This is a genomic window from Moraxella sp. RCAD0137, assembly GCF_002894025.1.
GTDB classification, from domain to species: Bacteria; Pseudomonadota; Gammaproteobacteria; order Pseudomonadales; family Moraxellaceae; genus Moraxella; species Moraxella porci.
Genome location: NZ_LTCC01000008.1, coordinates 26,239 through 38,551, shown reverse-complemented (window position 1 = coordinate 38,551; position 12,313 = coordinate 26,239). Strand labels below are relative to the sequence as shown.

10 protein-coding genes are annotated in these 12,313 nt (G+C 49.2%); 8 read left to right on the top strand and 2 right to left on the bottom strand.

Annotated features, from left to right (window positions below):
• Both AZ602_RS06510 and AZ602_RS06505 read left to right on the top strand, forming a co-directional pair.
• Positions 1-687 carry an HAD family hydrolase gene (locus AZ602_RS06510; protein WP_369803881.1) on the top strand — a complete coding sequence of 229 codons (687 nt, stop codon included), beginning with the start codon at positions 1-3 and terminating at the stop codon, positions 685-687.
• Between the two features lie 41 nt (positions 688-728).
• Positions 729-1,505 (top strand): YciK family oxidoreductase, encoded by a 777-nt coding sequence (locus AZ602_RS06505; RefSeq protein ID WP_103034240.1) that lies wholly within the window; start codon positions 729-731, stop codon positions 1,503-1,505.
• A 17-nt stretch (positions 1,506-1,522) separates the two neighbouring features.
• On the opposite strand, the gene AZ602_RS06500 is transcribed toward AZ602_RS06505, so the two are convergent.
• Entirely contained in the window at positions 1,523-2,005 is a 483-nt protein-coding gene (locus tag AZ602_RS06500) for a hypothetical protein (protein WP_103034239.1), read from the bottom strand.
• Between the two features lie 57 nt (positions 2,006-2,062).
• Here AZ602_RS06500 and AZ602_RS06495 point away from each other — a divergent pair, with 57 nt between their 5' ends.
• The 6 genes from AZ602_RS06495 (at position 2,063) to AZ602_RS06470 (ending at position 10,533) form a co-directional block, all read left to right on the top strand.
• Entirely contained in the window at positions 2,063-2,617 is a 555-nt protein-coding gene (locus AZ602_RS06495; protein WP_103034238.1) for a hypothetical protein, read from the top strand.
• 43 nt (positions 2,618-2,660) lie between these two features.
• On the top strand, positions 2,661-3,983 hold the full coding sequence (locus tag AZ602_RS06490) for a hemolysin family protein (protein ID WP_103034237.1): 1,323 nt from the start codon (positions 2,661-2,663) through the stop codon (positions 3,981-3,983).
• 192 nt (positions 3,984-4,175) lie between these two features.
• Positions 4,176-5,255: a calcium:proton antiporter gene (locus AZ602_RS06485; RefSeq protein WP_078317342.1), complete on the top strand. Its 1,080-nt coding sequence runs from the start codon at positions 4,176-4,178 to the stop codon at positions 5,253-5,255.
• Positions 5,256-5,406: 151 nt separating this feature from the next.
• Positions 5,407-6,330: a LysR family transcriptional regulator gene (locus AZ602_RS06480; RefSeq protein ID WP_078317341.1), complete on the top strand. Its 924-nt coding sequence runs from the start codon at positions 5,407-5,409 to the stop codon at positions 6,328-6,330.
• Between the two features lie 174 nt (positions 6,331-6,504).
• Entirely contained in the window at positions 6,505-7,701 is a 1,197-nt protein-coding gene (locus tag AZ602_RS06475) for an amino acid aminotransferase (RefSeq protein WP_103034236.1), read from the top strand.
• A 336-nt stretch (positions 7,702-8,037) separates the two neighbouring features.
• On the top strand, positions 8,038-10,533 hold the full coding sequence (locus AZ602_RS06470) for a TonB-dependent receptor (protein WP_103034235.1): 2,496 nt from the start codon (positions 8,038-8,040) through the stop codon (positions 10,531-10,533).
• Between the two features lie 110 nt (positions 10,534-10,643).
• On the opposite strand, the gene AZ602_RS06465 is transcribed toward AZ602_RS06470, so the two are convergent.
• Positions 10,644-12,158: a leucyl aminopeptidase gene (locus AZ602_RS06465; protein WP_103034234.1), complete on the bottom strand. Its 1,515-nt coding sequence runs from the start codon at positions 12,156-12,158 to the stop codon at positions 10,644-10,646.
• Between the last annotated feature and the right edge of the window lie 155 nt (positions 12,159-12,313).

Below are 12,313 nucleotides of genomic sequence, written 5' to 3'. Positions count from 1 at the left end.
ATGAAAAAACTGCAAGCGGTCTTATTTGACCTAGATGGTACGCTGATTGATACTGCCCCTGATTTTATCCGTATCATCAAAGACTTATGCCGTGAAGATGGGCGAGATGCTCCATCGGATGCTGCCATTCGTGAGCAGGTATCGGCAGGCGCTCGTGCGATGGTGAAGCTGATTTTTGGCGAAAAATTCCACGATGTCAGCGATGATGATGCTGAGCTGTTGGCGTATCGTCAGGCGTTTTTGGATCGTTATGAGGCCGATATTTGTGTCGATAGCCAAGTCTTTGCAGGGCTAGAGACGCTACTGGCGACGCTTGAGCAGCAAGGCGTGCCTTGGGGGATTGTGACGAATAAACCTCGCTATTTGGCGACCAATTTGCTCCATCGACTTGCCCTAAGCGATCGCTGTGCGGTGCTGGTTTGTCCTGATGATGTAACGCATACCAAGCCTGATCCTGAGCCGATGTATCTGGCGTGCGACACCCTCAAGGTCGATCCGACGGCGTGCCTGTATATCGGCGATCATCATCGTGATATCGAGGCAGGTAAGGCAGCAGGGATGACGACGGTGATTGCCAAGTTTGGTTATTTATCCAAAGACGATTTGGCAAGCCTAGATACTTGGGGTGCGGACGCCATCATTGAGACACCAGATGAGCTGCGTGAGTGGGTGCTTGGGCAGATTTAAGTTTATCAAAGTATTTAAGTTTATAAGTATATTGGAAAATTATGACAAAGCAAACTATCACGCACGATCAGATGCGTGCTTTTGATTATCAAGCCGATAGCCTAGCAGGCAAAATTATCCTAGTCACTGGCGCAGGTGATGGCATTGGCAAGGTAGCGGCATTGACCTATGCCAAATGCGGTGCGACTGTACTACTGCTTGGCAAGACCCAATCCAAGCTTGAGGCGGTGTATGATGAGATCGAAAACTTGGGGCTTGCTGAGCCTGCGATTTTGCCACTGGATTTAGAAAAAGCCAGCTTTGCCCAGATGCAAGAGCTTGCCAATCTGATCGAAAAAGAATTTGGCCATTTAGATGGCGTACTGCACAATGCGGCGATTTTGGGTGCTTTGACACCGCTTGAGATGTATGATCCGATTACCTTTGAACAGGTGATGCGTGTGAACTCAACCGCTGTGTTTATGCTGACCCAAAGCTTGTTGCCGCTACTTAAAGCTGCCCAAAGTGGCTCGGTGGTCTTTACCACAAGTACCGTGGGGCATGATTTGCGTCCGTTTTGGGGAGCGTATGCACTCTCCAAGCAGTCTGTTGAGGGTATGGCCACCATCTTTACCCAAGAAACCCAAAAATTAACCGCGCTACGCTTCAACTGCATCAACCCTGGGGCGACACGCACCAACATGCGCGCGCACGCATTTCCTGGCGAAGACCCAAACACCCTTAAGACCCCCGAAGACATCATGGCGGTCTATGTGTATCTGATGACCGATGGCGCATCGGGTGTCAAAGGGCAGGTGGTGGATTGTCAGCCTAAGTAAGCCGTGTCATCTGGCCATCAAGGACAGCGATCAAATTGACTGCTGGCATAGGCTTGAGCATTTGTTAGAAATTTTTGGCGAACCTTCGCGCTTTTGGTGGCTTGGTATATTGTCAGCTGGGTTTGATTTTCGCCATATGGACGAAAATGCAGCGCAGAGCTGGGTTTATCACCTGTATCGATATCGATGACCGCCAAGGCAGCTTGTCTGTCCAGATCGGTTTTGACATAAGTGCCTGGTATGGTGGTCATGGTTTGGATGGTGGTGCCCATGCTATTGACATAAATGGGCGTTTGAAAACTGGCTTTGGCGACACATTTTTCGTAATTGTGCTTAGCATTGGCAAAAGCATCAATGTAATCCATAGGCAGAATCATCGAACCGGCAGGCGTGTTAAGTAGCTTTTGGTGTTTTTCTGCTCGCTTGTTGGTGGTTGCACAGCCAGCGATGACCAAGCAAGACAATACCAATACACAGACAGATTGAAAAGATCGTTTCATTTTGATGGCTCCGTTTGGGTTTTAGCTATTGTAATAAAGTTTTGCTAAGATTGGAATATGATTAAAAATTTATTGATGATGAGCGCGGTGCTGGGTTTGACAGCGTGTACCGCCAACCCGTTAACAGCTTATACCACCAAAAGTCAGCATGATTTTTTGGCAGGTGTAGAAGCGTACGCAACTCGTGCCGCGACCCACGATCAGCCGCATGCGACGATCAGAATTTATCCTTATGTCACCGCCTTTGGTCATGGGCAACTCTCCCCACGACCGATGAATATCAAGCAGATCAATGAAGTGATCATTGACCCTAAGGATACATTCTCGCAGGTGTATGAATTAAAAATGCCGTTTGAGAAAATCAATGTTCCTGCAGGTGAACAAACCATCATCGCAGGCACACATCGCGATCAACACATCAAATTTACAATGAACTTTGTTGATGGTAAAGATTATATCATCAAACCTGAGAAGATTGCAGCGGCAGGTGCGGCGTGGCGTGTGTATGAATATGAGCAAGATGCAAGATTTGCTGCCAATGCCAAAGAAGGCATCTTATTAGGTCAGCCAGTGACAGCGGTGTTGGTTGCTGATTATTCTTGGAAGCGGTAGTATCCGTATTTTTTGTTGAGCTGAATCGATTATTGGTATTTGCATGAGTTTATTTCAAAATTTGCTGATCATCACAGCGCTGATCCTGATTTCCAGTTTTTTCTCCATTTCCGAGATCGCACTGGCAGGCGCGCGTAAGATCAAGCTAAAGCTACTGGCAGAATCAGGTGACGAACGTGCTGACAAGGTATTGCGACTCCAAGAAAATTCTGCCGACTTTTTTGCCACTTCGCAGATTGGCCTAAACGCCGTCGCCATCTTGGGTGGTTCGGTGGGTGAGGGGGCGCTGCGCCCTTATTTTGCCGAATGGATTGGCATGGTCTATCAAGGGCCATGGCTTGAGAGCATTGCTTTTTTTGCGTCGTTTTTGATCGTCACCTTATTATTCATCTTATATGCCGATCTGATTCCAAAGCGCATCGCGATGATTAATCCTGAGCGTGTGGCACTGGCGGTGATTAATCCGATCAATTTGGTCATCACGCTGGTCAAGCCGTTGGCATGGATCATCAATGCCATCGCCAATTTGACCTTTCGCATCTTTAAGGTCAACACCAACCGTGATGATAACATCACTTTTGATGACATCTCCGCCATCGTCGATGCTGGTGCTGAGGCAGGCGTGCTGATGGAACAAGAACAGCATTTTATCGAAAATGTGTTTGAGCTTGAAGAGCGTACTGTGCCATCGTCGATGACGGCGCGTGAAGATGTGGTGTTTTTTACCCTAGATGAGAGCGAGGACAGCATCCGCCAAAAGATTGCTGATTATCCATATTCCAAGTTCTTGGTGTGTAATGAGCACATCGACCAAGTCATCGGCTATGTCGATACCAAGGATATCTTGGTGCGGATTATGAAAAATCAGTCGTTTTTTCAGCTCAATGAATCCACGATCCGCAATATCTTGATTATCCCTGATACGCTGACGCTCTCAGAACTGCTGGACAAATTCCGTGCCAGTAACGAGAAAATGGCCGTGGTCATCAACGAATATGCGCTCGTCGTCGGCGTGATTACGCTATCAGATATCATGATGACAGTGATGGGCGACTGGGCATCGGCCGAGCCTGAAGATCAGCAGATTATCCGCCGTGATGAAAATTCGTGGTTCATCGATGGCATTACCCCGATTGATGATGTCAAGCACGCACTGGATATTGATGAATTTCCAGACTGGGATCATTATGAGACCTTGGCGGGCTTTATCATGTATCGCCTGCGTAAGATTCCCCGCCTAGCGGACTGGGTGGAGCATGAGGGCTATAAATTTGAGGTGGTGGACATCGATCATTATAAGATTGACCAGCTCTTGGTGACGCGTCTGATTCGGGAAGATAAGCCGATCTTTAAGGAGGATGATTAAGTCGGCCAGTGCGTTGACAGGTTGTCCAAATTAATATTTTAATAACAAAACATTCGTCAGATTATGTTACTATGGCTGCTTTGTTTGATAAAACTTGATGGCGATGCTTGGGATTATGATACGATCACACATTGCATCATATACTGCTGAATTGACATTTACCAAGATTCAGCAAAAATCATAGGAGTGTTTATGGCATCAAATGCTCGTTTTGGGCTGCCTGTGTGGTCGATGGCATTGCCATTGGTGGCTTGGGGCTTGTATTTTGTGGGTATCAAAGGCAGCATCCTGTTGCAGATCTTGGGCGGTGTGCTGCTTATCGGTAGCGTATTGTCCGCGGTCTATCATGCCGAGGTGGTGGCGCATAAGGTCGGTGAGCCTTTTGGTACGATCATTTTGGCGCTTGCCATCACCATCATCGAGGTGGCGCTCATCATCTCGCTGATGGTGGCAGGTGGCGATAATGCCGCTTATCTGGCGCGTGATACGGTATTTGCTGCGATTATGCTGATCTTAAACGGGATTTTGGGCTTATCATTGATGATTGGTGGCCTAAAGCACCGTGAGCAGTTTTTTGGTCAAAAGTCGGCCAGCACAGCGCTGATCACATTGGTGTCGATTTTGGTGATGACGCTGATTTTACCAAACTTCACCACCAGTACTGCTGAAGGCACTTATGCATCATCGCAGCTGATTTTCGTTGCCATCGCCTCTTTGGTGCTGTATGGCTCATTCATTATGGTGCAGACGGTGCGCCATCGCGATTATTTTTTGGCGGCTGATGATGACTTGGATCATCATGCTGAGCCACCATCGGGCAAGGTGACAGCGGCTAGTTTTGGCTTTTTGCTTGTCTGTTTGGGTATCGTGGTATTGCTTGCCAAGAGCTTATCGCCCAGCATCGAATCGATGGTGGCGGCGATGGGTGCGCCAGCAGCACTCGTGGGCGTGATCATCGCAGCGGTGGTGCTACTGCCTGAGGGCTTGGCTGCGCTGAATGCAGCGCGTCGCAACCGCTTTCAGACCAGTCTGAACTTAGCACTAGGTTCAGCACTTGCCAGTATTGGTTTGACCATTCCTGCGGTGACCATCGTTTGCTTGCTATACGATATTCCGCTGGTGCTGGGTCTGGATGGCAAATCGATGGTGCTACTTGGCTTATCGACCTTTATCGTGATGCTGTCGCTGAATCAGGGTCGCACGAACATGCTGTATGGCATCGTGTTACTGGTGAATTTGGCCGCATACATCTTTACCATCATCGTGCCTTAATGCATGAGTAGTATCAAATGGCTTGTGATCTGTGATCCAGGCTATTTTTTATGGCTATAACATAACATTAATGTGATTATGGCTTGTAATTAAAAAGTTATCAACTTATAATATCAGCTTATATATCTTAAGCTGTAACCCAAGGACATTTGTGAGTACCACACTTCGACAACTCAGAGCCTTTGTGCTCGTCGCCGAACAAAATAGCTTCACCAAAGCTGCCGAAACGCTGTGTCTGACGCAGTCGGCGTTGTCAGGGCTGATCAAGGAGCTGGAGCAAAATCTGGGCGTCAAACTGTTTGACCGCACGACACGCAAGCTGTATCTGTCTGATGCAGGCATGCGACTGTTGCCCCAAGCCAAACGGGTGCTGAATGAGATGAGCGTGCTGAACGAAAAAGTCAGCAACCTAAAATCGCTGCACCAAGGCCATGTGCGCCTAGCAGTCTCGCAGCAGCTGTCGGCGAGTGCGATGCCAAAGTTTGTGGCCAAATTTTGTGATATTCACCCAAACATTCAAGTAACGCTGACCGACTGTTCGGTGGATCAGGTCGTCGATCACATCGAAAACCTAGAAGCTGATCTGGGCGTGGCACCCGAGCGCGTGCATTCTGATGATTTGGATGCCAGCGTGCTATTTTCATCACCATTTTATTTGGTGCTGCCAGCGACACATCCTTTTGCCAAAAAAGATGTCGTGCGCTGGACGGATCTGTTGAATGAGCGCCTGATCACATTGAACGGCCCATTCATCCAAAGCCTACAAAACGAGCTGCCAGCGCAGATCTCCAGCCGCATTTTTAATCCTGATTTTGAAGTCAATTTCTTATCGACGGCACTTGGCATGACGCGCATGGGTCTTGGTGTGACCTTGTGTCTGCTCTATGCTGCCGAATGGGTGGAGCAAAACGGCCTTGTGATGCGGCCGATCGCCGACCCTGTCGTTGAGCGCAAATTTTTGCTTTATACCCACAAAAACCGTTCGCTATCGCCAGCGGCGTTGGCATTTAAGGAGTTTTTGGAGCAAAATGCGCACGAATTTTTGGTCAGCCATTCCAAAGCAGCCAAATTTTAATCACTACCGTCAGGCGTATGCTTGGCGGTTTTATTTTAAAATTATGCAGATGACGATGAATTTTCATCCACAAAGTACGAATTTTGCGTTATACTAAGTCATGCCAAATTTTGTTGTATTAACTAATAATTGATTAATACATTTTTAAAATTGTCAAACAAGAAGGATTAAGCCATGTTTGAACATGTGACCCCCTATGCAGGTGACCCGATTTTGGGTTTGATGGATAAATTTGCTAATGACCCACGCACCGATATTAAGGTGAATTTGGGCGTTGGTGTGTACTACACCGAAGATGGCAAATTGCCAGTGCTTGAGTGCGTCAAGGCAGCTGAAGCAACCATCGCCAATCCACCACGCCCACGCGGCTATTTGCCGATGGATGGTCTGCCAGGCTATCGCAAGGCTTGCCAAAACTTGCTATTTGGCGAAAACCATCCAGCCGTCGCTGAAGGCCGTGTCGCCACCATCGCAACATTGGGTGGCTCTGGTGCGCTCAAAGTCGGTGCAGACTTTATCCATCAATGGTTCCCAACTGCCAAATGCTATGTCTCAGACCCAACTTGGGGCAACCACATCAGCATCTTTGAAGGTGCAGGCATTGAAGTGGGCAAATATCCATACTACGACCCTGCGACCATCGGCGTGAAGTTCGATGAGCTGTGTGCATTTTTCAAAACGCTCAACGAAAATGATGTCGTACTACTGCACCCATGCTGCCACAACCCAACTGGTGTGGATTTGACCCGTGAGCAGTGGGATGTGCTACTACAAATCGTCAAAGACCAAAAGCTGATTCCATTTATGGACATTGCTTATCAAGGCTTTGGCGACGATATGGACGGTGATGCTTATGCCATCCGCCGTGCGGTTGAGATGGGCTTGCCTGTGTTTGTCAGCAACTCATTTTCAAAAAATCTATCGCTATATGGCGAGCGTGTCGGCGGTCTATCAGTCGTCAGCCCAACCAAAGAAGAGTCGGACAAAGTCCACGGTCAACTCAAATTCACCGTACGTCGCATCTACTCAAGCCCACCATCACACGGTAACGCAGTCGTTGACACCGTGATGAATGACGAAAAACTATTCGCTCAATGGGTGGGTGAAGTCTATGAGATGCGTGACCGTATCCGTGAAATGCGTCAAAAGCTACAAGATGTGCTATCGGCCAAGCTGCCTGAGCGTGATTTTAGCTACTTTACCAAGCAGCAAGGTATGTTTAGCTTCACAGGCTTGAGTGCTGAGCAAGTGGTGCGTCTGCGTGATGAGTTTGCGGTGTATATGGTCGAAAATGGCCGTATGTGTATCGCAGGCTTGAATAATGCCAATGTCGAATATGTCGCTAATGCGATGGCAGAAGTGCTGAAATAATCAGCCGATCTGAACAGCCCATTTTCGTGATGAAAATGGGCTTTTTTTGTGCCATTAAGCGGCATCTACTAATTGCTTTGCGTCAATGAACCCCATGGTTGTGACGCAGTCTGGCCATTTTCGGCGCTTTGCAGTAGCTTTGGTGTGAATTGGCCCAAATCAACCCATCAATCTTCATCAGTCATCGATCGCTTGTCATCACAATAAAATGATCTGGCAACAAAACTTGACGATTTAAATGTAATAGTATAACATTACAAACACAATGCCGATCATTGACGCGATCGGCCGTGAATCTGCAATTTGCCAACCATCCAAATCCATCCAAGGTGTCCTATGAGTCGCTACCACCCTTTATACTGGTCGCTGATCGCAGCCATCAGTACCACCGCTTATGCTGCCGATACAGCAGCTCATACAGAAGATCTGCTTAGCACTGTCATACTGCCTGAAGCAAATGTCACCATCCAACGAAACAACATCCCTGGCAGCCGGTCGCTGAATGGACATGTCGCCAAGCATGCTCTACAAAGGCGATCAGCAACCTTAGGCGATGCGCTGGCAGGCGAGCTGGGCGTACATTCTAGCCACTTTGGCGGCGGTGCATCGGCGCCGATCATTCGCGGCCAAGAGGGTAAACGCATCAAGGTGCTGCAAGGCGGCAGCGATGTCGTCGATATGTCGAATATGTCACCAGATCATGCGGTGATGGTCGATACCGTGCTGTCTGATGGTGTTGAGATCATACGCGGCGCCAGTACGCTGCTGCACAGTTCTGGCAACGCGGCAGGCGTGGTGAATGTACGAGATCAAAAAATCCCCGATGCCATACCTGAGCGTATCGAAGCAGAAGGCTTGATTCGCCACATGAGCGCCAATGATGAGAAGCTGGCTGCTGCTGGCGTCACTGTACCCATCGGCGAGCAGGTGGCGGTGAGAGTCGAGGGGCTGCGTCGTCATGCAGGTGATTATCAGACGCCTGATTATCAGCACGGCACTTATGCAGACCTTGAGGATTTCCAAAAACGCAAGCTTAGCTACCAAACGCTCGATCATTTGCCTGACAGTTGGGCTGAGTCGTCGGTCGCGACACTTGGCGCGGCATGGATCGGTGAGTCGGCATCACTTGGGGCAGCTTATACGCATCGCAAGGATCAGTATGGCTTGCCTGCGCACAATCATCTGTATGATGGCTGCTATGTGCGCATCATCGAAGAGGGTGTCAAGCTGCGCCATCCGCACCTGTATCCTTATCCAGAGCTGGCCAGCAGCGAGCAGGTGTTTTGGGCCAATCCTGGCGTGATCATGAAAGACTGTCACGCGCATGATCTGGCTGCTGCGCCTTTTGTGGATTTGAGCAGTCGCCGTTTTGATGTTCAAGGGTCGATCAAACAGCCATTTAAAGGCATCGAAAAAATCGAGCTAACAGGCAGCCGCGTGCATTATCAGCACAGCGAAATCGAAGGCACAACCCGTAGCAATGACTTTAAAAACATCGGCACGGTCGCCAGGCTTGAGCTGACCCAAGCACCGATCGGTGGCTTGACGGGCGTGTGGGGCGTACAATATCTCAAACAACAAAACAGCGCACTATCACCTGCCGATTCTCACAGTGATCATGCGCACCGCGGTTCGCAGCAGCTACTCAATAACAACACCATGCAAAACTTAAGCGTGTTCGGTCTACAAAGCCATCAATGGGATACTGTGCGTGCCGACATCGCTGCACGGGTCGAAAAACAAACGGTGCAAAAGTCCTTTGATCATGACAAAGTGATGGCAGAATACCACTCAGCGCTGCCTGCTGTGATGGCATCGCCCAGCGAAGCCCAAAAAGTGATCGATCATTATCAGCAATTAACAAAGCCGCACAAACAAACCGCCGTTTCTGTGGCAAGCAGCATCGATTGGCAGTTTTTGCCGCGGCATACACTAAGCTTATCTGCCTCACATCAGCAGCGCCTGCCCACCGCCCAAGAGCTGTACGCGCACGGCATGCACCTTGCTACCAATTCCTTTGAGATGGGCAATAAAGATCTTAACAAAGAAAAATCAACCAATCTGGAGCTGGCTTTGTCATATCGAGGTGAGCGCTTTGATTATCGACTCTCGGGCTATGCTTATGATTTTGATAATTATATTTATCTTGCGACCCTCAATGCCGATCCAAATAACCCAAACGCCATGAAGAGTGATCACGATCTGCGCGTAAACCGCTATATGCAAGCGCCTGCCAAATTTAAAGGCCTAGAGGCGAGCATCGGTTATGCGCTGTCGGATAAATATCACCTCACAGTCTTTGGCGATGTCGTCTGGGGCAAGCTTGCTGCGCATGATCGACGGGTGAATGACAAGGTGTATTATGTCGATAATCCTGCCTTTGTTGAAGCGGTGGCACAGACACAGGCAGCAGGTCAGATTCGTCCTTGGCGAGTGCGTAACTATGTCAAAGATACGCTTGGCATCGAGCCTTATCTGGAGGTCGCAGAGCCTGTGTATGTCCATGAAGCTGAGCAATATACGCCGCGTCTGCCGCCTGCGCGAGCGGGTCTGAAGATCCAAGCCGATTGGACGCCAAGCTTGTCAGGGGAGCTTGAGTATTATCGGGTGTTTGATCAAGATAAATTGGCCAGATTTGAAAGCAAAACCGATGGCCATGATATGCTGAATTTGGGCGCAACTTATCACAGCGCATTGGGTATGGGTGAGTATGATCTGTTCATCAAAGCCAATAATCTGCTCAATCAATCCGTCTATGCGCACCAAACGCATCTGCCGTATCAGCCGCAAATGGGGCGCAGTGTAAGCTTGGGAGCGACTTATCGCTTCTAAGGCTTATTCTGCCATCAGCAAACTTTGCGCTTGGCAAATTTATAAGGCTAAATTTATAAAGTCAAAAACGCAGCGACTTTGGCTGCGTTTTTGGTGATGCTTGGCGTGGATCAGCTGTCAGCTTGGCTGCGCAGATACTGAGTCAGCAGCGCCACAGGGCGGCCAGTGGCGCTCGCGGTGCCGCTTTTCCAAGCTGTGCCTGCGATGTCCAAGTGCGCCCATGCTTGGTTGTCTTTGATGAAGCGTTTTAAGAAGCATGCTGCCGTGACTGAGCCTGCTTCACGACCGCCGATGTTTTGCATGTCGGCGACTTTTGATTTGAGCTGCTCATCATAGCCATCGTCGAGCGGCATGTGCCAGACCAGATCGTTGGTGAATTCGCTGGCGGCTTCTAAAGCGAACAACAGATCTTCATCGTTACTGTACAGACCTGAGCGCACACTGCCCAGTGCGATCACGCAGGCGCCTGTGAGTGTGGCGGTGTCGATGATGGCTTTTGGCTTATAATTTTCTTGAACATAACACAGTGCATCGCACAGCACCAGACGACCTTCAGCATCGGTGTTTAGCACCTCGACGCTCATCCCATTCATGGCGGTGACGACATCGCCTGGGCGAGTGGCGCGTGCGGATGGCATGTTCTCTGCGCAGGCGAGTATTGCGACAACATCGATCGGCAGATTCGCTTCGGCGATGGCTGTGATGGTGCCTAGAATCGAGGCAGCACCGCCCATGTCAAATTTCATCTCTTCCATGCCAGCTGATGGCTTGATCGAGATACCACCTGAGTCAAAGGTCAAGCCCTTGCCCACCAAGGCGATCGGGTCAGATAGGCGGGCTTTTTTGCTGGCTTTGCCAGTTTTGCCGTAGTATTCGATGACGGCCATTTTGCCCTCTTCGTCTGAGCCTTGGCTCACTGCCAAAAAGCAGCCCATGCCCATTTTTTGCATTTCTTTTTCGCCAAGTACAGTGACGCTGATTTTGTTGGCGTATGCTTTGGATAGATGCTTGGCTTTTTTGGCAAGTTCAGAGGGGGTTAGCACATTGGGTGCTTCGTTCGCCACATCGCGCGCGGCACTGATGCCTTTATCGGTGGCGATGGCAAAGCTCAGCGCAGTCTCATAAGCGGCCAATTCATCGCGATTATTGACCAAAATCACTTCTTTTAGTGCATCGGCATCGGCGCTGCTGCTCTTATGATGATCAAAGCGGTAGCTGGCGGCTTGTAGCGCAAGCACAAACTGGGTGAAATGCTTATGGCAAATCACATCGCCCCACAGTAGCGCAGCTTTTGGTGCGCCTTTGATGGCGGCATAAGTGTTGGCAGCGACTTTGGCGATATTAGCACCCAGCTTGTCCAATTTGCCAACGCCGATGAGGGTGATGGCTGGCAGATCTTTGGCATGCAGCGCATAATCACTGACATGCTCGCCCAAGCCGCCTTTAAAATTGGCACCATCGATCAATGCCTCAGCGCGGCTTAGATATTCAGCCTCGCCCAAAGCGCCTAAGATCTCGGCTTGATCATTGACATACAGGACGATGGTGGGTAATGGGTTGTTTTTGCTTGGTTTTTTTAGGGTAAGTGCGTTGGTGACGCCAAGTTTTAGCGCAGCTGATGGCATGGTAAATCCTTATTCATATTGTGAAATTGTAGTTTTATGATCAGTGATAATGATGATAAAACATAAGGTTAGTGTAGCACATTTATCCTGCTTTCAAAAAGGAAATTTATGGATCGTGCGCTGATGGCAGGCTTGATGGGCGGTTTGGTGGCATT